The 22177-nt window shown below is 38.0% G+C and carries 12 protein-coding genes; 8 read left to right on the forward strand and 4 right to left on the reverse strand.

The genetic code is table 11. The features are described 5' to 3' along the window. Positions 1–131 precede the first annotated feature (131 nt). Positions 132–1700: a leucine-rich repeat domain-containing protein gene (locus NEOC84_RS05015; RefSeq protein WP_166156062.1), complete on the reverse strand. Its 1569-nt coding sequence runs from the start codon at positions 1698–1700 to the stop codon at positions 132–134. A gap of 417 nt (positions 1701–2117) precedes the next feature. Between NEOC84_RS05015 and NEOC84_RS05020 the strand changes: the two genes are divergently transcribed. After that, on the forward strand, positions 2118–2363 hold the full coding sequence (locus tag NEOC84_RS05020) for a hypothetical protein (RefSeq protein WP_166156065.1): 246 nt from the start codon (positions 2118–2120) through the stop codon (positions 2361–2363). Between the two features lie 70 nt (positions 2364–2433). Further along, positions 2434–2928: a hypothetical protein gene (locus NEOC84_RS05025; protein ID WP_166156068.1), complete on the forward strand. Its 495-nt coding sequence runs from the start codon at positions 2434–2436 to the stop codon at positions 2926–2928. Positions 2929–3322: 394 nt separating this feature from the next. Here the strand turns inward: NEOC84_RS05025 and argS are convergent, their stop codons facing one another. Together argS and NEOC84_RS05035 are read right to left on the reverse strand one after the other, a co-directional pair. Then, positions 3323–5089: an arginine--tRNA ligase gene (gene argS, locus NEOC84_RS05030; RefSeq protein ID WP_242678202.1), complete on the reverse strand. Its 1767-nt coding sequence runs from the start codon at positions 5087–5089 to the stop codon at positions 3323–3325. A gap of 20 nt (positions 5090–5109) precedes the next feature. Beyond that, entirely contained in the window at positions 5110–6189 is a 1080-nt protein-coding gene (locus NEOC84_RS05035; RefSeq protein ID WP_166156071.1) for a Glu/Leu/Phe/Val dehydrogenase, read from the reverse strand. Positions 6190–6305: 116 nt separating this feature from the next. Between NEOC84_RS05035 and NEOC84_RS05040 the strand changes: the two genes are divergently transcribed. The 6 genes from NEOC84_RS05040 (at position 6306) to pdxT (ending at position 10484) form a co-directional block, all read left to right on the forward strand. Continuing rightward, positions 6306–7028: a DUF2709 domain-containing protein gene (locus NEOC84_RS05040; protein ID WP_166156075.1), complete on the forward strand. Its 723-nt coding sequence runs from the start codon at positions 6306–6308 to the stop codon at positions 7026–7028. Positions 7029–7030: 2 nt separating this feature from the next. Next, entirely contained in the window at positions 7031–7450 is a 420-nt protein-coding gene (tsaE, locus tag NEOC84_RS05045; protein WP_166156078.1) for a tRNA (adenosine(37)-N6)-threonylcarbamoyltransferase complex ATPase subunit type 1 TsaE, read from the forward strand. Then, positions 7447–8067, forward strand: a complete 621-nt coding sequence (gene yihA / locus NEOC84_RS05050) for a ribosome biogenesis GTP-binding protein YihA/YsxC (RefSeq protein WP_166156081.1) — start codon at positions 7447–7449, stop codon at positions 8065–8067. Before tsaE ends, yihA begins: the two co-directional genes overlap by 4 nt. After that, positions 8064–8813 carry a DUF3820 family protein gene (locus NEOC84_RS05055; protein ID WP_166156084.1) on the forward strand — a complete coding sequence of 250 codons (750 nt, stop codon included), beginning with the start codon at positions 8064–8066 and terminating at the stop codon, positions 8811–8813. The genes yihA and NEOC84_RS05055 overlap by 4 nt, the downstream gene beginning before the upstream one ends. 186 nt (positions 8814–8999) lie before the next feature. Then, entirely contained in the window at positions 9000–9905 is a 906-nt protein-coding gene (gene pdxS, locus NEOC84_RS05060; RefSeq protein ID WP_166156087.1) for a pyridoxal 5'-phosphate synthase lyase subunit PdxS, read from the forward strand. Then, positions 9906–10484, forward strand: a complete 579-nt coding sequence (pdxT, locus tag NEOC84_RS05065) for a pyridoxal 5'-phosphate synthase glutaminase subunit PdxT (RefSeq protein WP_166156090.1) — start codon at positions 9906–9908, stop codon at positions 10482–10484. Positions 10485–10523: 39 nt separating this feature from the next. Here the strand turns inward: pdxT and NEOC84_RS05070 are convergent, their stop codons facing one another. Then, positions 10524–11177 (reverse strand): plasmid pRiA4b ORF-3 family protein, encoded by a 654-nt coding sequence (locus NEOC84_RS05070; RefSeq protein ID WP_166156093.1) that lies wholly within the window; start codon positions 11175–11177, stop codon positions 10524–10526. Between the last annotated feature and the right edge of the window lie 11000 nt (positions 11178–22177).

Here is a 22177-nt window from a genome sequence, read left to right on the forward strand (position 1 = left end):
TTCCAATGTAAAGATTGACTTAAAACTTCTCTTAACTTGTCTCTTTCTTTTATCTGTTTTCTGCTCGTAAAAGACAGCTGTATAAATTTTTAGACGGGATTTTTCACTTTTTGTCCTGTACAGAGATGCATCTAAAGTAATTTCCTTAAGATTTTTAAGATTAGAAAGCAGTATGAATAGAGGAAGCTTAGTTGTGGGTTATTGCTTAAGTAAAAATCTTGCAGATTAGAAAGCTGCCAGATTGTTGCAGGAAGGGCTGTTAATTGGTTATTGTTTAAACTAAGCTGTGCTAGATTAGAAAGCTGTCCAATTGTTGTAGGAAGAGCGGTTAGCTGGTTGTTGTCTAACCAAAGCACTTTTAGCTGAGAAAGCTTTCTGATAGCTGCAGGAAGGGCTGTTAGCCGGTTATTGTTTAAACTAAGCTGTGCTAGATTAGAAAGCCCCCCAATTGTTGCAGGAAGAGCGGTTAACTGGTTGTTGTCTAACCAAAGTACTTTTAGCTGAGGCAGTTGCCCAATTGTTACGGGAAGAGCGGTTAACTGGTTGTTGTCTAACCAAAGTACTTTTAGCTGAGAAAGTTGCCCGATAGTTGCAGGAAGAGCGGTTAGCTGGTTGCTACCCAGCCAAAGCTGACGCAGTTGAGAAAGTTGTCCGATGGCTGCAGGCAAGGCTGTTAACTGGTTGTCTCTTAAGTCGAGAAAGCTTAACATAGAAAGTTGCTTGATTTCTGGAGGTAAAGCAGTTAATCTTAAGAGATTTAACTCTAGGCAAGACAAATCTGCACTATGCTTATCCAGCCATTTCGCTAGCAGATCGCTTTTTTTCTTTAAAGGTAAAGCCTTAACCTGGGGTTGGCTTAAATATTTTTTTCCACCTGGTAGCTTTTGCCAAAGTAGGAGGCGATTAATATTTAGTAGATAGGAAGAATAATTATTGAGAGTAAAATTTTTGCTTTCTTTTGAATCTTCTTCAAATTCTAAAGGGGAAAGAGAGGTGGCTAAGTTAAAGATTTGCTGAAAGATGTGAGCCACTTTTTCTTCAGCAGAAAGGTTAGATTCAATTTTATAAATTTTATCCAACATATGAGCTTGTTCTATAAAATCCCTGTACTCATCAGGAAAATGAACATGGACGATCGCTTTGTAAAGAGAGGTGGCGGAAATAGAAGGTTGAGGAGCGACTGAGAGAAGGGGTGCAGAACTTTGGTGGATTTGCCGCAGCTTTTCGACGACAAATTGCCTAACCTTTTCATTTTCTCCTAATAATTTTTCCATCCATTTATAACTTATCTTTTCTTTGTTAGTCAGCTCTTCATTATTCTGACCCATCAATTCTTCTACTTGATTCTCTAAAATTTCCTTTAAAGTTAAAACTTCTTGAATTTGAGGTTTTTCTAGAAGGTGGAGCAAGAGGTCAATATAACTTTCTTTGAGAGATTTTAAAGGATAGGACTCAGCCGTTTCGGCTAGTTGCCTCACTATGTAGTTAGGTGCATGCCTTTCAATAAGCCTTCTATCTAGGGGACAAAGTTTATTGCGCGCTAAGCATTGGATGACGGTATCTTCGTTAAAGGTATGGCCACAAGGGAACAAAGTAACCGCTCGAGCCAGCAACTCTCCTGATACAGGGTCTTCTATATTTGCTAAGATTGTGGGATGAAATTTTGCCTGGATGCTAGATGTAGAGGTTGGTGCCATCATATAAGCTCCTTAAAGTTATAGGGTAAATTATCTCTTCAAGAGTAAACTTAGCCTGCTTTTTTAAGGGCTAGCCTGAGTTTTTTATGGGATGGTAGTCTTTCTTAATTTTTTAATCAATTTTTATTTTGAAAGTTAGAAAAGGAGCTATATCTCTTTTATAAAAGCAGCAAAAGTCTCTCTTATTAATTCATCAACTTCTCTCCTAATATCTTGTGATATGCTTCTCAGCTTGTTTTATTCTTGGATTTTTTGTCCTATAGTATTCCAATGAGGAAATCTAAAAAAGCTTCTCCTGTAACGGAAGTTCCATTTTTGTATAAGGTTTGACATAGTTAACTCAGTATGTTTTGATGAGAAAAATTTGACAAATGCTACATAAATCTAAAATTATCTTCTTTCTAAAAGAAGGAGGTAACAATGCCCAAAAGGAAAACTGCTGATAAAAACTTTGCTGATTTGCAAGAAGAGATTGATTTAGAGAGATTTAGAGAAAGCGTAAGATCTAATTTTGCAGATTTTCCAGATCCCCGCCTAAGCAAGCGTTGTGCTTATCTTATATGGTATTGGTTTTTGATTTCTCTTTCTGGATATCTAGCAGGATGTAATACCGTATATAGTAGGAGACAGTGCTCTTTATACGCCAACTACCTTGCAAGTTTTTAAAGAAGAACAAAGCTTATTTACCACGCGTGTGCCCGTGTAAATCAAAGAGGCTAAAGAGTTCATATTTGAAGTGCCTTACGAAAAGATGGTAGAAATGACAGAAGGCTATCGAGCTTTTGAGAGCACTTCTTGCTATGCAGGCGTTGAACAAAGATGGATAGTTATTTTTAGCCAAGCGGCCTATCAAAGAGAATGCCCCACTTTAGCCAAGCATTATCTTAAGGGTAGTGAAAAAGAAACCAAAGTCTTTATTAAGCTGATGCAGCAAGAATTTTTATGCCCAAACGATTCTAAGCGCCAATTAGATAAGTTTGCAAAAAAACTTAAATATATACAGATTATAGAACCTCAAGTTATAGCCACTCAAAAGCATGCTAGATCTGGGCGGCCAAAAGCTGGGCAAGAATCTTCTATACTTAGCTATTCTTTAAAAGGCACAGTAGCTTACTCTTTGCTTAACAAGGCAGATTTAGAGAGGAGCAAAGGGTTTTTCATCTTAGCGACTAATGACATGGATGTAACCGCTTTTCCTGCTCAGGAAGTGCTAAAAAAATATAAAGCTTGAGCAAAGTGTGGAAAGAGGATTTAGATTCTTGAAAAGCCCCGATTTCCTACTCTCTTCTTTACTTTCTAAAAAAGCCAGAAAGAATTGAAGCGCTTTTAATGGTAATGATTCTAGGCCTTCTGGTCTATTCTGCCCTCGAATATAAAATTCGAGAAAAATTTGCGAGAAAATGGTGAGAACTTCTTAAATCAACTTAAGAAACCTACGCAAAAGCCAACCATCCGCTGGGTGTTTTTCTGTTTCCTTAAGCCTGCATATGGTCTTTATTGACCATACAAGATTGCAAATTACCAATCTGAAAGAACGCCATAGAATTATCCTTAGATGCTCAGGGCCTCCTTACCAAAAATTCTATTATTCTGAAAGGTGGTGAGAAATCACGCTTTCAAGAAGATCACATCTTTTCTACTGTTTGAACACCTAATAAATTTAAGCCTTTTTTCAAAATACGTGCAGTCGTTTCACATAAAAGCAATCGTGAATTTTGTTCAGGTGCTCCTTCCACACGGCAATCACGGAAAAAGGCATTAAACCTTTCTGCAAGGGTATAAAGGTAATCTGTTAAGCGGTGGGGTAAAAGATCGCGCGAAACTGCATGAAGCGTTTCTCCAAACCGTTTCAAATGCAAGGCTAAAGCTATTTCTGAAGGATGCTCCAAAAGAATGGTCGTAACGTTTTTAATTAATTCTAGCTCAAATTTAACTTTACGTTTGATGCTAGCTATTCTGACATAAGAATACATTAAGTAGGCGGCAGTATTGCCCTCAAATTTTAACATACGTTCGTAACTAAATGTATAATCGCTGGTGCGATGGCAAGCTAAATCGGCATATTTAATGGCGCCGATTCCTAGAATGCGGGCCATATGATCAGCCTCTTGTGTTTCTAAGGTGGGATCGCGCTTAATTAAAATCTCTTTAGCATATTTAATGCCTGCCTGGAGCAGATCAATCAATTTTTCTGTGTCTCCAGAACGGGTACGAAATTTTTTTCCATCATTTCCTAAAACTAGCCCAAATGGAACATGATCAAGCTGCACTTTTCTCTTCTTTAAAAATCCAGCTTTTTCGGCTACTTTAAAAATCATTTGAAAGTGTAGACTTTGGCCTGCATCAGTCACAATAATAATCCGGTCTGCCTTTTCCTCGAAAATCCTTTGTTTGATTGCTGCCATATCGGTAGTATCGTAATTATAGCCTCCATCAGATTTTTGAATCATAAGAGGCATAGCATTGCCTTCACGATTGCGAAATTCCTCCAAAAAAATGCATTTTGCGCCTTGAGAAATTTCAACTAGCCCCTGATCTTCTAACTCTTTGACTATTTGTGGTAAAAGAGGGTTATAAAAAGATTCCCCGCGCGTTTGAATTTTTACTTCGAGAAGATCATAAATCTCTTGATAAGCTTTCTCAGAAATAAAGCAAATCATCTCCCAAGCTTTTCTGGAAAGAGCATCTCCACTTTGTAGGGCTACAACCTCTTTTTGAGCTCTTTGTTTAAACTCTAAATCGCTATCAAATTTTTGCTTAGAAGCCTTATACCAGCTGACTAGTTGAGATAAATCGGTAGGGTTATTGCCTTGTAATACATGAGGAGCGGTCTCTTTAATGTAAGCTATCAGCATACCAAAAGCAGTGCCCCAATCTCCAATATGATTAAGCCGTATAACTTCATGTCCTAAAAATTCCAAAACACGAGCGATACAATCGCCGATAATGGTGGAACGCAGATGCCCTACATGCATCTCCTTAGCAGTATTAGGACTCGAAAAATCAATAACAATGCGCTGCTGAACGGGTAGGGGAACCCCTAACATAGGATCTTCAAGGATTTCTTGAATACTTTCAGATAGGTAAAGAGGATGAATAAATATATTGATAAAGCCAGGTCCCGCAATCTCAACATGCTGGATAACTGGAATTTTTTCTTTAGGCAAAAGAGCTAAACTTTGCACAATAGCTTGAGCCACTTCGTGTGGGCTTTTTTGAAGGATTTTACAGAGCTTCATAGCGGAGTTGAATTGGTAGTGCCCAAATCTATCTTGGGTACTTTGAGTAATTTCTAGAGGAAAATCTGGGGTGTTAGCTAAATGTGGGAAAGCTGAAATGGTCGCTTTTTTAAATTCTTCGTTTAGAGAGTCGAGGAGCATTTGTTTTGACATGAAATTACTTATTATTATTGTTAATGTTTAAAGTCGATAGGTTTTTTTCTTTGACCGATTAGATTTGTTAGGTTGTAGTGGGCAATTTCGTCCGCAACAAGTGCTGTAGGCTTATCTTCTTTTTCAGCTTTATCAAAAAGTTTAAGTAGAAGGTAGTAAATATGATTAACCTTATCGCGTGCTGCAGTAGCATTGTAGCCTCCCGCATTAAATTCTGCTGTAGCATTAATTAAGCCTCCTGCATTAATCACATAATCAGGGGCATATAAAATTCTTTTCTTCAAAAGCATTTCCCCTACTAGCGGCGAGGCTAATTGATTGTTTGCTGCGCCGGCGATAGCTTTACATTGTAGATGAGGGACGATTTCTTCAGTAATTATTCCTCCCATAGCACAAGGTGCGAAAATATCACATTCAGTATGAATATAGTCATAGAGTCCTACGGTCTTTGCTCCCATAGGAGCCGCATACTCTTCAAGGCGGGCTTCATTGGTTTCGCAAAGAATCAACTGAGCACCTTCCCAAAATAAAATATTGGCAAGCTTGCTACCGACTTGTCCTAATCCTTGAACAAGAATTTTTTTATTAGCTACAGAAGGAGTTCCCCAGAGTTTTTGAGCTACAGCTTGGATACCACGATAGACTCCCCAGGCAGTGAAGGGGCTGGGATCGCCGCTGCTAGTATGAGTAGGTAAGGCGGCAACATAAGGGGTTTTTTGGCGGATAATGGCCATGTCTTTTGTATCTGAGCCTACATCTTCTGCAGCTATATAATCTCCTTGAAGAGAATGCACGACTTCCGCAAAAGCCAAGAGAAGTTTTTCTGTTTTTTGCTGATAGGGATCTGCCAGGATGACACTTTTACCCCCGCCAGTACCCAATTCAGCTACAGCAGATTTCCTTGTCATGGCTTTAGCAAGTAATAAAACATCTTTTAAAGCCTCTTGCGAAGAAGTGTAAGGATGAATACGCGTACCTCCTAATGAAGGACCAAGAGAAGTGTCATGGATAGCAATCATACAATGTAAGTGAGAGCCAGGATCAGTAGCCTCAATTACTTTTTTATATCCATCAATTTTTACTTCCTTTATTTGCACCATCTAGTCCTCCCGGGGTTTTTCAAAATGAGTTGATTAATAATACTCTAATAGCTATCCTTAGCCCAGCAATAAATTAAAATATTTATACTTAATTATTCCCTTTACAGAGGTTCCAGATGGCTCAAACTGTTATAACAGAAGAGATAAAAAGCGAACTAGAACAGTTTTTAAAAGAGAATCAATCTGCTGAGCTAGTTACTACATATCTCTTTTACGTAGAAAAAAAATTTAACCTACGCCCTGTCCTATTTCCAAAAGACAAAATAATCTACCAAAGTGCAGAGGATGCCGTCAAGTATGTTGAACAACAACATCAATTGTGGCACGAAACTGAAATCAAAATAGGTTTTAGTAATTTGAGTGTAAATGAGCAAACTAAAAAGATTTACATCTGTCCTTTTACGGGAAAAGTATTTGGAGATAATACTCATCCTAATCCACAAGATGCTATTTATGATTGGGTCTCTAAATGTCCAGAAAATACAGAAAGAGTTAACGGCTTGCGGGTAAAACGTTTCTTTATTTCCGATGATCCTGAAGTAATTAAAAGCTATGCTGCTAAATTTAAGCCTAAAGAACCCATTACCAAAGTAGTTTATTCATCAGTCTTAAGTGGTAAATTGTTTAATACAAAAGAAGCTGTGATCAAAGATTTTAAACAAAATTATCTCAAACGTTTATCTTTGATGGAAGTGCAAAATCAAAATCGCTTTCAATTAGAAGAGCATTTTCTAGAATTTATTCAGAGTCAGCTTGTTGAAGATAAAATTGCAAGTTTTGTTGAAGCCTTGGCTGAATTTGAAGAATTTTCTTCTTCTGTAGCTCAGTGGCTTGAATAGGAATGAATCTTCATACTTGTCATACCGTAGAACAAACGATGAATCAAGGGTATGACTTAGGTAGCCAGCTGCCTAATGGCAGTATTGTTTGTTTATTTGGAGAATTAGGAGCTGGCAAAACCACTTTTGTCAAAGGATTGGCAGCAGGAGCCGCTGGCATAACTCCTCAGCAAGTTAATAGCCCCACGTTTGTTTATCTAAATATCTATAAAGGCCATCGAACTGTTTATCATTTCGATCTTTATCGCCTGCGCGATGCTGATGAATTTTTAAGCATGGGATTTGAGGATATGCTTTTTGCGGGGGGAATATGCTGTATTGAGTGGTCAGAGAAAATAGCCCCTTTGTTACCTCCTTCCTGTCTCAAAATTACATTATTGCATGAGAGCGAAAGCACGCGTATCATAAGGATAGATTCATGAATGCTTATGCATTTGCTAAGGCACGTTTTATAAAAACAGCTATGGGATCTAAAGATTATCCCATCCTTAAAGATGATGGAGGAAATTTACTTCCTGAAGTAGCGGTGGCTGGGCGCTCTAACGTAGGTAAATCTAGCTTGCTTAACCATTTATTTGGTAGCAAGGGTTTAGTAAAAACTTCCTCTGTACCGGGTAAAACTCAAGCGCTAAATTTCTTTGTAATTGATGAAAAATTGGTATTTGTAGATTTGCCCGGCTATGGATATGCTCAAGTTCCTCTTTCTACAAGGAAATTATGGGGGCCGATGGTAGAGCGTTATCTTAAGGAAAGAGAATCACTTAAATTAATTCTTTTTCTTTTTGATATTCGTCGCATGCCTAATGAGGATGATCGGCGCTTTTTGGAATGGGTAATTCATTATCAAAAAGCTATGATCCTTGTTTTTACTAAAGTAGATAAAATTTCAACCAATGAAAAAAAAGCTAATGCTGATAAAATTTTAAAAGCTTTTGGCGTTGATAATATCCATCATCTTTTTTATTCAGCAACTAAAAATGTGGGCCGCAAAGAATTAAAAAAAATGCTGACAGAAGCAATAGAGGATGAACTAGCATGAAGCCATTACATACGCAAACGTTTGTTTGCTTAGACTGTGAAACTACTGGATTAGATCCTCAAAGAGATCGTATTATTGAAGTAGCGGCTGTACGATTTACGGTAGAGCAAGTCTTAGCGCAGTGTGAATCTTTAATTGACCCTGAATGTGAAATTCCTGAAACCTCTATTGCTATTCATCATATTGTACCGCAGATGGTACAAGGAAAGCCTAAAATTGATGAGTACCTGCCGGAATTCCTCAGATTTGTTAGCAATGATATTCTAGTAGGGCATGGAATTAAGTTTGATATGGAAGTGATTGCTGCTTCTGCAGCTCGGGCTAACATTCCTTGTCATCTTCAACACAATCGCTATATTGACACTCTGCGTTTAGCGCGTCACTATGGTGAAAGTCCCATTAACTCTCTTGAACAGCTGCGTAAACATTTTAATATTCAAGAAGAAGGGGCCCATCGTGCCATGAACGATGTGATTGTAAATATGGATGTATTTAAATATTTGGTAAAACCCTATAAAACGGTTGAGCAGGTTTTCGACCTTCTCTCTCGTCCTGTTGCAATGAAGATTATGCCCTTAGGTAAACATAAAGGAAGGCCTATTACCGAAGTGCCACTTCAATTTCTTTTGTGGGCAGCTAATAAAGATTTTGATCAAGATTTGCTGTTTTCTATCCGCTCTGAAATTAAACGCCGTAAGAAAGGAAATACTTTTGGTCAGGCCGCCAATCCTTTTAGCGAACTATAAAATTAAAAGGATGAAGAAAGGGTGGGCATTTAAATTTTACCAGCTTTAAGGGTTCTTTTTTCTGAAAAACACTAAAGATTTGTTGAAAAGTCTATTTCCTTATTTGCTTAAATGCAGGCAAACAGATAAAATTTGGCTTAAAGCTTCTCAAAAGTCACTCGAAATTTTACTATGGAGTTCACTTGTATGTTGAAAAATGGCAATGCTCATCCAGAAACTGGTTCTTTTGCAGTCAAGGTAGGGCTGGCAGAGATGTTAAAAGGGGGCGTTATTATGGACGTTACCACGCCAGAGCAAGCAAAAATTGCAGAGGATGCTGGGGCAGTTGCTGTGATGGCCTTAGAGCGTATCCCAGCAGATATCCGGGCGCAAGGCGGTGTAGCTAGAATGTCAGGACCTGAGCTTATCCATAAAATTCAAGAAGCGGTTTCTATTCCCGTCATGGCTAAGTGCCGTATTGGGCATTTTGTAGAAGCTCAAATTCTTGAAGCTCTATTTGTGGATTTCATCGATGAGAGTGAGGTATTAACGCCTGCTGATGAAGAAAATCATATTGATAAACATGCGTTTCGGATTCCTTTTGTCTGCGGTTGCCGTCATTTAGGAGAAGCTCTCCGCCGCATAGGAGAAGGCGCTGCTATGATACGTACTAAAGGTGAAGCCGGCACAGGAAATATTGTGGAGGCTGTCCGACATTTGCGCACCCTTAACCGGGAGATGCGCGTGTTGACCACCATGGATAATAGCGAGCTGATGGCTGAAGCTAAACGCTTGGGAGCTCCTTACCATCTCGTTAAACAAGTGGCTGAAAAAGGTAAACTGCCAGTCCCTAATTTTGCTGCCGGTGGGATAGCTAATCCAGCTGATGCGGCTCTAATGATGCAGCTGGGGGCTGAGAGCGTATTCGTAGGTTCGGGTATTTTTAAATCAGAAGATCCTTCCCAAAGAGCAAAAGCAATTGTAGGCGCAGCTACTTTCTACAATGACCCCGAGATGCTAGCAAAAATTTCTATGGGTCTGCTAAGTGCTATGAAAGGACTTGATATTCAACAGATAAGAAAAGAAGATTTGCTGGCACAAAGAGGATGGTAAATGACCACTATTGGTGTTTTGGCGCTACAAGGCGCTTTTTCTAAGCATATAGAGATGGTGCATTCTTTAAATGTGAAAGCTATCGCAGTGCGCAAGCCTGAAGATTTGGGTAGATGCCATGGATTGATCATTCCAGGAGGAGAATCCACCACTATAAAACGTCAAATGGATTTCATTCAAATGTCTTATCCTTTAAAGCAGTTTGCCCAGCTAAGGCCTCTTTTTGGTACATGCGCAGGGCTTATCTTGATGTCCCAAGAAATAATTGCCGACCCTATGCAACCCTTAGGTATTGTAAATGTTTCTGTAGAGCGTAATGCCTTTGGCCGTCAGTATGAGTCCTTCATTGCTAATCTAAAAGCTAACTTGAGTTCTTCTCAAGCTGAGGATGTGGCTGCAGCCTTTATTAGAGCCCCACGCATTCATCGGTATGGTAAGGAGGTAGAGGTTTTATCGACTTATCAAGGAGAAGCTGTGCTGGTAAAGCAAGGAATGCATCTGGGAGCGACTTTTCATCCTGAACTGACCCAGAGTACGGCTATTCATAAATATTTTATCTCTCTGATAAAAAGTCATTAGCTATGAAATTACCCGATAAATTTAACCTCTAGTGGCCTTTTATTCTCCTGTATAACCACATACGCCTGCCCGTGGGGAATTAACCAGAGGCATAAGCATGTAAGTATCTTTTTCATCGATAGCACAGGGGTGGCTTGTACTGCATTTGGAACACACCTTTGAACCGCATAAAGAGCAAATAATATCAGCCGCTTGATTACATGCTTCGCATAGAAAAGCAGGGGGATCATTTCGCATAAGAATTGAAATTCCTTTTTGAGGGCAGGCGGCAAGTTTTTCCGTGACTTGTATATCGAGTTCAGTAGAAGATCCCATATCATAAATGTATGTAAACTCTAAGCCTGGAGATAGAATTTTGCTGACTGGATGATTCATAGAGGGGCTAAGTCTGCCAGATTCAGTATGAGACATGTAATGTCGTCTGCCAATAGTAAACTGGCTGAGGTGTCCACAGCATTCTAACCATGTAGTCCTTAAAAACGCATCTAGAGATCCTAAGGAAGTGCTTTGAGGAATAGCGACAAACATCCAATAAAGACCGGGCTCTTCCGCCCATGAGATGCGAAGTAAATATCCCTCTGGGTTCGATTGAGAAGGCTGCAAAGATTTTAAAGTGCAACCAAGTAAATGAGCACCTCCCTTGCTGGGACTATAGGTTTTGCCGCAGGTAGTGCATGTGCCTTTAGTTTTCATTCTTTCCTCCTTTCTTCAATAATTTTAAAGAGTTATCTTTTTTAATGAACTTGATAAAAAAGAGTTTTTTCCAGCATCACCAGAAGAATGCCAGGACTCAAAAGTGGTTAAAATACATGTAACTCTTTTCTATTATTTTTAAAATTATCAAAGAGAATTTATTTATTTCAATCATTCTTCATTGTTTGAAAAAAAATTAAAGATTTCCTAAGGTTGAAGTGAAGGGGTAATGAAACCTTTCCATCCACCAAGTACTTATCTTATTTCCCACATTCCGCAGGTTAATTTCCATTGGCCTATAATTTCTGAATGAGGGTTGAGTTAAAACATAAAATCCTACTCATCAAATAGTTAATTAATCCTCCTGTAGTCATAATAGCTTGGGGATTATGATGGATTAATTAATTTATCATATTCCCTTATCTCAATTTTATTGCATAGTGTAGAAACAATCCTAAGGGATTAAAGTCCTTGCTACAATACTTTTTCATCTTTCATGTTTTCGCTTTCTTTGCTTATAGAGGAACATGAATAGTTTTTTCTAAAAAAAGCTGGAGGCCGACGTTCCTCTCTTTGAATTTAATCCCTTGATTGCTAAGTCGTTAAAAAAATTAATTCTTTAATTTAAATTCTATTCATATTACTAAAAAAAAATAATATCTTGAAATCGTTATAACCTGCGGAATGTGGGTTATTTTGTCAAAAATCAAAAGTATTTACCTCTTCATTCGTTTGCTTAAAAATAATAATTTAAAGCCCACATTCCTCACCTGAAATTTAAGTTGCTGATTGCTAAATGCTTATAAAATTTAACTCTTAAATTTAAGTTTTATAATTTCTTCATACTTAGGTCGTTATAAAGAATAGTGAGGAAGGTGGATTAAAGATAAAAAATGTTTGTGAGTTAAGTTTTTTTACGTGGTAAGGCTTTTCTTCTAGGAAATGGCTGGCTATAAACCATTTTCTAGAACAAAAGTGCAAAAAATAAGAGATAGAATTTTTAAAAGATTACTTAAATAAGGTAAGTTATCGGCTAAGAACACCCTCTAGGGCTGCTTCAATTATACCCAAACTGTAAGCCAACTCATTAACTTTTGTTTTTGCGTGCGAGTAAATTGCATGAAGGCTTACAGAGCTCGTAAGCATAGGCCACTATTCCGCTGATTAGATTGGCAAAAAAATTTCAAGCGCTGCGATGTTGAGGATATTCGATTTGATAAGAGTTTTTCAATTTATTGTTAACACTTTCAATCCTCTCACTTTCTTAATAAAATCTTACCTACCTGGGATATTAGCTTGTTTTTCATATTCTTTCTAACCCTAGTAATAATTTCTAAGCCCTTGCCGTAAAGCTTGATAAACATTTGATGAGAGATATATCCTTCATCGGCAAACATTTTGCCAAAAATCCTTTTAGACAGATCAGAGATAGGGACTTGGGTCATCCACATTTCCTGACGTTAACATATAAGCAAAAATTTATCCTTTATCATTAATAATTAAATGTAGCTTGAATCTATAAAGGTAACCGGTAGAGGTTTTTCCTCTTTTATTTCCTTATCGGATAATTCGCGTTAAATACTTTAATCTTCAATGTGGAAAGGATTTTTTATGCAGATGCCTTTTTATCTATCTAGATAGATTCAAGGATATGCTTTAAAAACTAAGCCTGCATACACAATCCTCTAAAGGCTGCTTATCTAATTAACGAGAGGGGTTTCATACGACATGGGATTGCCTAAGGATAGTTTAAAAGCGTATAATATGGATTTGAGCAGCTCTTTAGGGGGATTACATACTTAATAAAAATCTGTCTTTAAGGAGAGAGAACCAGCTTTTATAAATTTAATTTAATTTTAAAATATACAGCTATAGTTTCTTTAACCGGTATAAATTAAAACTTATAGCCGAATCCTGCGCCTACTTTTAGCCCTCCTACATTGCGATATTTTTTAAAATGTACCGGTTGGTAGAGATAGTCAATAAATACATCCATAAACAGGCGTTCGCTCATTGAATAATAAATACCTGATTTCAAGATGCCTCCCACGGCAAATTTTGAAACCTTCTCATGTAGGCAACAGGATTTATTAGTCACATTAATCCTTGAAAAACTAGGCCCTATTCCAACATATCCGTCGAGAAACTCCCCAAACGGATAGATATATTTTATTCCAAAGCTAACCTGCGGGATTTCTACTTTACTTTTTCCACAACATCTATCTCTGTGGGTTCTACTATGCTTAGAGAAATAGTCAAAATTGCTCCAGCCCCTTAGATATTTAAAAGGAGGGAGAGAAAGAGAAGCTTCTATTTGATAGCTTGTGCCTATTTTCCCATAAAGTTTTTTAAAGCGTTTATTAGCATGAATAAACGCGCCTGAGCGCATTTCTAAAGTCATTGGCTGCTCTTCTATCCAGGCATGTAGCTCTCCTATGCTGATAAGAAAAAGGCATACGATTCCTATATAAATTTTATTCATGAGTGATCCTTATTTTGGTTGGAATGCTTTCTTTATTGCCTTCATATACTGCAACAAGGGTATAGCCTTCAGCCGATTTTTTAGATTTGCAACATTTTTTATACACTAAAGGAGCGTTAGCTGGAATTTGGGCAATAAGAGCTCCCTTTTGATAAACACGATATAAAACTACATAGGGCGAAGGCGACATCCATCTTATCTCTAGCGGATATTCAGTTCGATTTAAGTATTTACACTTGCTTAAGGAGGCGGTAGCAGCAGGCACCGGGGGTTCTGGTAGATAGATAGAGACTTCATTCGATTGAGCAGACAGGCCAAAATTATTACCCGCACAGGTTGCAAATTGATAATCAACTAAAGATTTATTGTAATAGGTATTGCCGTTAGAAGGATAGCTAGCAATGTGGGCTTCAAATTCGATCGTGTTTAATTGGCCGACAAGCATATCTCCAATAAAAAATCCTTGAGTAAGGTCAGGATCAGGACTAATGGGTATGCTATTCAATTTTAAACTACCCGCAACATAGTTAAGGCCGGCGGGCAACGCATCCTTAAAATTTACAGACAAGGCATCACTTGTTCCTGTATTTTCAAGTCGGATAGAAAAAGTGACTTTCTCGCCAAGAGAAGAAGTTATGGACTGCACGGCGTTAACAGTCTTTTTCGAGTTTATAATGGGTGCTCCTACTTGAATCTGTAAGCCCAGGGCGTTGACTGTATAATCATCCGATGTAGTCGTACCTAAAGCATAGGCCTTTGTTTGATTATAGGTAATAGCATGAGAAACATCTATGCTTGTTATATCATATCCCTGTCTACCACCCGATTTATTAAGGTTATTAAAGGGATCAGCGTTCAAGTTTCCATAGCTACCTCTTTCATCCAATTGAGAAGAGCCTACGGCTACATATTTATTATGAATAGGATCTAGCTCCAGAGGAAGTAGAGTGTTGATTTGAGAGGCGAAAAAATTGTTGATGGGGTTATTAACACCTGAAAGAGAATTGGCTGCGATGGTAAGTGGTAAACTTTTACCAAAGAGCAGGCAATCACCTGTTTTATTAGCCTCCCCTTCAATTGCGCTAATAAAAAGCCTTCCAGAGAGTACCCCGGAAGGTGGAGCACAAAACCCCCACACCTCTACAGGATTAATGGTTCTCGAGGCTTGCTCACAGCCTACAAAAAGGGTCATGTTATGGGTCAGCATTAAAGGATTGGCATAGACGACAGCCAACGTCCACCCTGCACTATTATGAGTGTCATCTGTAGCAACTATGGTTCCATATATTCCACCTGCTATATATGTGCCTGGGCCTGCATCTTGAACAATGGAGGTTACATCGGCACTTCTTACATAATTTCCTGATTGCGTGTAACCAGGTGTGATAGCTTCTTGGCTAGTGGCTGGATCGGCTGTAATCGTGTAACTGATTTGTTGGGGAGTAGTTAGGGTGATAGCCACATTAGGTGATGGAGGTAAAGGAGGGGCCCCAGAGGAAGGAAAACCATAACTTCCTCCCCAGACCAATTCTGCATAGAGAACAGTACTACCTGGAAGTAGATCCAGGACCGCTGAAGAGCTGTTTTCAAGATAATTCAAAGTTGTGCCGGCGGGTGGATTAATTCCTAGGGGATAAGGACCATGAGGGGGGGTTCCTACTTGCTTGGTAGGATCTGTAGTGATAAAGGCGCCAATAGAATCATCTATGCCAGGATTGTTTTCTTGTGGATACTTAGAAAGACCCAATGTATTTCCTGTGAAAGTGATTCCCCCATTATCGGTTGTAGTATAACGCAGAATATAGGTAGCTTCAAGAGGAAAGCCTAAAGAAAACCCTAATAAAATACAGAAAAACGTCAGTAACTTTTTCTGAGCGTAGGTAAAGAAGAGCGATAAAAAAGAAGGAGCATTTATCATCAGCAAGATCCTCAGTATAAATTTTTGTTTTTCTTTGATAGAATTTTTTAAATTTTGCTAGAGGCTAGCAAGAAAATAGGTCTATATCTTAATTTTTGAATTTTTGTTAATATAAATCTTTACTTTTTCAAAAAATTTTAATTTCATAGAGAGGATAATTAAAAATTTAAGCTACATCAGCTTTTTTAAATGCATGGATATTAGCCTATGCCCATTTTTTTCGGCTTTATTCATGACTAGCGTTAAGCCATATAGCTTTTGTGCTTTCTTCTAAAAGAGCTATCCCCAGGCATTAAAAAAGCAAACGTAGTAGCTAAAGAATTTTTGAGTATCCAAGCAGATGAAAAACCAGGCTTACAAGAAAATCGCCGTAAATTCTAGCTTACAAATTTCCGCTTATTTTGATTTTAAGTAGGGCGGAGGATTTGCGGATGTGGTAGGGGAGGCAAAAAAGGAAATTATTAATTACAAAATATTTTAAGGGGATAAACGTTGAATATGCCATATTTGTTCTGCAAGGTGATAGCTAAAACGATCATGCAATCGATTAGTTCTACCTTGCCAAAACTCATAGTAATAAGGCTTGATAATAAAACCGCCCCATTTTTCAGGACAGGGTATTTTAAGGCCTTCATATATTACGCTTAAACGTTCATATTCTTCTTCCAAAATCTTACGAGACGAAAGAATTCTTCCTTGATGGGAGGCTACAGCGCCTAATTGGCTTTGACGCGGACGTTTATCGAAATAACTTGTCGAGACTTCTCGCGAAGTTTTTTCTGCTAATCCTTGAATAACTACTTGCCTTTCCAATTCTTTCCACAAAAAGATAACGGATACTTGGGGATTTGCATTGATTTCTTGAGCTTTACGACTTTCATAGTTAGTGAAGAAAGTTAAACCTCTTTCATCCAAATTTTTAAGTAAGACTGTACGTATAGAAGGAAGACCAGCTTTTGAGCAGGTAGCAAGGACCATGGCATTAGGTTCTAAAATTTGTAAAGCATAAGCTTCCTCCAGCCAAGCTTGAAATTGTTTTACAGGATCAGCCTGCAGATCCTCGCGTTTTAAAACCTTTTTTGCGTACTCTGCTCCTAACTTTTCCAAATCCATTAAATTTTCCTTTTAAGCTTTAAATATTGACACTTTTTTCCTTAATTGTATTATGAGCATCCTGTTAAATTCTTTAGAAAAATTTAACGCGATGGCATTTATATTAGGAAAATTGCATGTTAACAAAGCTTTCTCTTAGAAATCTTCACGTGGCTGGCAAGAAGATTTTAATGCGAGTGGATTTTAATGTTCCTCTAGACCCCTTAGGCCAGATTAAGGATGATACACGCATCCAAGCTTCTTTGCCATCGATTGAATATATTCTTAAGCAAGGCGGCACTATTATCTTAATGAGTCATCTAGGACGGCCCAAGGGCCAAAAAATTCCTAATTTCTCTTTATTGCCGTGTGCTAAACATTTGTCTATGCTAATCGAGCGCCCGGTACATATGGCCCTTGACTGTGTAGGTAAAAACGTTGAAGAGCAAGTACAAAGATTGGGGGCTTGCCAGATAATGCTCCTAGAAAATCTTCGCTTTCATCAGGCCGAAGAAGATCCTGAGCATAATTTTTCTTTTGCCCAGCAGCTGTCAAAGTTAGGGGATGCCTACGTAGATGATGCTTTTGGCACAGCTCATCGTAAGCATACTTCTACTTATTACCTTCCTAAGCTTTTTCCGCAAGAAGCAGCTATGGGCTTTCTTATGGAAAAAGAAATTCTATTTTTAGAAAAATTTATAAGGAATTCTAAAAAACCTTTTTGTGCAATTATAGGCGGAGCCAAAATATCTACCAAAATAGGGCTTTTAAAAACGCTGTTAAAGAAAGTAGATGTTCTTTTAATTGGAGGAGCGATGGCTTTCACTTTTATGAAAGCCCAAGGGTATGCTATCGGAGATTCTTTATATGAGCCAGAATTTCTGTCTATGGCAAAAGATATCTTAAATGAAAGCCAGATAAAGGGAGTGCAAGTAGTTTTACCAGTCGATCATATTGTTGCTCAGCGATTGGAAAGTCCAGCTAATGTGTCAATCATCTTGAGCGAAACAGGAATTCCTGAAGGTTATCAAGGATTTGATATTGGCCCCCGAACCATTCAACAATTTTCTGAATTTATTCAAAAAGCCGCTACTATTTTCTGGAATGGCCCTTTAGGTATCATTGAAGCTATTGAGTTTGCCAATGGTACGCTAGCTATAGCAGAAAAGGTGGCTCATTCAGCGGCAACTACTGTAGTAGGAGGAGGAGACTCTATTACAGCTCTTCAAAAGGCCGGGTTGATGGAAAAAATCACTTATATCTCTACAGGAGGAGGAGCCTCTTTAAAATTCCTTGAATCAGGTACCCTGCCCGGCATAGAAGCCCTCTCTAATGCATACAGGCTTGCAAAAAAGCTATCTTGATTTTAGTTACTAATTATTAAAGCCTTACGTTTTTGCTTTCCATGGCTAGAGGGAAAATCCTCTTGAATAATAAAAAAGAATAGCCTATGCTATGTATATAAAATTTACTTTTGTAAGCTTTATATAATAATCCCTAAAACAGGGAAAGCCATTAGATAATATAACTTGAGGAATATGATAAGTATTCTCCCTCCGATCTTTGCTCTCCCGATCCTCGAAAATCCTTTTTTGAGTCACATTTTTCTTTTAGCATCCCCTCCGCTCGTAAAAATTAGCTATATCTTCAATATAATAAAGGTTTTGCATGTCAGGGTCCAAGGCGGTAGATGAACCAGAGTTTAGTAGATGGCGGAGCTATTTATGGCCCGTTCATAATTACGAGCTAAGAAAGCTCGTTCCGATGTTGTTAATTTTCTTTTTAATTACTTTTGACTATAATATTTTAAGAACCTTAAAAGATACTGTTGTTGTAACCGCTAAGTCTTCAGGGGCAGAAGTGATCCCCTTTATTAAAGTGTGGGTCATGTTTCCTAGTGCTGTATTGATGACTATCCTATTTACCCGTCTTTCTAGTTGTTTCTCTCGCGAAAATGTGTTTTATATAATGATTGGTGGCTTTTTAAGCTACTTTGTTATATTTATTCTTATCCTTCATCCCGCTCGTGACTCTTTGCATCCTCATGCTTTAGCTGATAGAATGCAACAAATTCTTCCTTTGGGTTGTAAAGGATTGATTGCTATGTTTCGTAATTGGACTTTCACAATCTTTTATGTAATGTCTGAACTTTGGAGTAGTGCCATTTTATCCGTGCTTTTTTGGGGGTTTGCTAACCAAGTGACACGTGTGAGTGAAGCCAAAAGGTTCTATGGCCTCTTTGGCATTGGAGCTAATTTTTCAGGGGTGGTGGCAGGACAAGTGTCTGTCTTTATCAGCCGTCATACTTATAATCCTAATATTCCTTATGGGAAAGATGCATGGGATCAATCGTTGTTGATGTTAGTCTCTCTTGTCCTTTTAGCAGGATTGGGAGCTATCTTTTTATTTCGATGGCTAAATAGCTGTATACTGAGTGATCCTCTCTACTATGATGCTGCTGCGGCTACAGAAGATAAAAACCTTAAGGATAAAAAGCTATCATTAAGGCAGACTTTTGCCTATCTTTCCAAATCAAAATATCTTACCTGCATTGCTATCATTGTTCTTTCTTATAATTTAGTAATTAATCTTACCGAAGTTATTTGGAAACACGAAGTTCGAGAGTTATATCCTAACCCGAGTGACTACAGCCTTTATACCAATCAAATCTCTACGATTATTGGAGTCATTGCTACTTTTTGTGCCCTGTTCGTTTCAGGTAATAGCATGCGTGTATTGGGATGGACCTTTACAGCTATGCTTACTCCCATGATCCTCTTCTTTACAAGCTTAGGGTTTTTCCTTTTCTTCTTTATGAAAGGACATTTGGCAGAGGTTGTCATGGCGCTAACTGGAATGACTCCTCTTATGCTAGTAGTCTTTGCTGGTTCTGTACAAAATATTCTTAGCCGTGCTGCTAAATATTCTGTATATGATGCTACCAAAGAAATGGCTTTTATTCCTCTATCAGCCGAGTGGAAATTAAAAGGAAAGGCAGCTATCGATGGAGTCTGCTCCAGGCTTGGGAAGTCGAGTGGTTCTGTTGTACATCAAACCTTGCTTTTGCTTTTCTCTACTTTCACTGCAAGTGCGCCTTATGTTGCTCTTGTTCTGTTTGCGGTTATAGCTGTATGGATGGGGGCCACCCGTATCCTAGGAGGAGCATTTAATGAAATGACTTTAAAAAAGCCGGAAAGAAAAGAGACTTTATCGGAAGCCCTATCCTTGGCAAATAGGGGAAAGTTGCAGGAACAGAAAGCCGGCTAGAATGTAGCTGCTAAAAAAATAGACGATATGCTATTTTGTTGTTCTCTAAATTCAGATAGCGACTTGATTGATGATGTTAAGTTGCTATCTTTTTCTTTTTTTAAGAAAGAAATGAATTTTTAACGTTTTTCTAATTTTAATTTTACTTATTGAAAGGTATATCATCAGTTTGCTAAAATTTTTTATTTACAAAAGGTTGTAATGACTCAATTAGTTAACCCCGAGTTTGGCGCCCTTCGTTCTTTGGTTTGGCCTATTCACCGGCATGAGCTTAAAAAGATGCTGCCGATGCTTCTCATGCTGTTCTTAATATGTTTTAATTATACAATCTTGCGTAACATGAAAGATGCGGTGGTGATTACTGCCGCTGGGGCAGAGATCCTGCCATTTATTAAGGTATGGGCTCTTTTACCCATGGCAGTGGTGGTTACTCTTGTTTTTACTAAAATCTCCAACATTTTCAGTCAAGAACGTGTATTTTATATCATGATCTCGGCTTTCTTAATCTTTTATGCACTATTTGCTTTTCTTCTTTATCCTTTGCGAGAAGTTATAGAATTTAAACACAGCGCAGATTATCTTCAAAGCGTTCTTCCTACGGGTTTTAAAGGAATGATAGCAATGTATCGGCATTGGCTTTTAACTACCTTTTATGTGGGAGCAGAACTTTGGAGCACTGCTATAATGAGTGTATTATTTTGGGGATTTGCCAACGAGGTGACGCGTATTCATGAAGCCCGGCGCTTTTATGGAACATTTGGTATAGCTTCTAATTTCGCTGCAATAGCTGCTGGTCAGTTAGGCATCTATTGTTCTCAGCATATGGAATTTATAGGTAATGCTTGGGAAAAGTCAGTCATGATGCTAACCACCATAGTGATCATTTCAGGCATTATTACCATGTGCACTTTTAGGTGGATAAACCGTTATGTGCTGGTAGATCCTAGCTTCGATGATTTTCATATGAATAAACGTGAAATTAAGAAAAAAGGACGCTTAACCCTTCGCGAAAGCTTTTCTTATTTATCTAATTCCAAATATCTGATTTGCATTGCTATTCTAGTCGTCTCTTATAACCTAGTGATCAACCTCGTTGAGGTAGTATGGAAAGACCAGCTTAGGTATCTTTATTCCAGCCCAAAAGATTACAATACTTATATAAATAATTTAACTTCTATTCAGGGCGTAGTCTCAACCTTTGCCGCGTTATTTATGGCTAAGTTTATCAGCCGTTTTGGATGGACCTGTACAGCTTTAGTGACGCCGTTAACTATGTTAGTGACTTCAGCTGGCTTTTTCTGTTTTATGTTTTTTCAAAATCATCTTTCCGATACGGTAATCATGTTAACAGGGACTACTCCTTTAGCTATTGCTGTATTTTTTGGATCGGCCCAAAATTGTCTAAGTAAAGCTGCTAAATACTCTTTTTTTGACACGACAAAAGAAATGGCTTTTATTCCACTTAGCCATGAATGTAAGTTGAAAGGAAAAGCAGCTATTGACGGGGTGGGCTCTCGCCTTGGAAAATCAGGAGGATCCTTAATTCATCAGGGCCTTTTAATGTTTTTTGGAAATTTAGTCATGAGTGCTCCCTATGTAGCTTCTATTTTATTGGTAGTGATTATCTTTTGGTTTGTAGCTTGTCGCTCATTAGGTCGCCAGTTCAATGATCTAGTAAGATCTCAAGAAACACAGCAGGCAGATCAAGCACTTTCTGAACATGTACAAGCGCAGCCTACAGCCCCTAAAGCTATTGTAGTCTCAGGCTAATTCTCATAAGGGATCGCTAAGGTAGAAGACCCTCTCCTTAAATCTTTTTTAAGCTTTCTTGCTTTCAGAGCATCCAGCTGGAGTAAAATTTTTTCTAAATTTTTACCTTTAGCTTTAAAATTACGTTAAAGAGACTAAGTTTATCTATCCAGCCCTTAGAAAGATGTCTCTTTACTCAAGAAGATGTATTTATAGAGCAAGTGATTGCATGAGGAGTTGACCAAAAGCATGGGAGAGGAGACCTTAACAAATTTTCTTTTGCCTTATTAATTGGCTTAACAGTAGCTTAATCATTAATAAATAATAGGCTTTCAAACTACTTCTTATGTGGCCCTATACTTTGTAAAATTGCTCCCCTTAAATAGTCCAACCTGATTTACCCTAAAAAACTCCATCATTGCATCAATTTTAAAAAGAAAAAATGTAAATTTCCTTTTAATGGTAAGCTAAAAAAGTAGAAATCCAAAACTT

It is taken from the genome of Neochlamydia sp. AcF84, assembly GCF_011087585.1.
Lineage (GTDB): Bacteria > Chlamydiota > Chlamydiia > Chlamydiales > Parachlamydiaceae > Neochlamydia.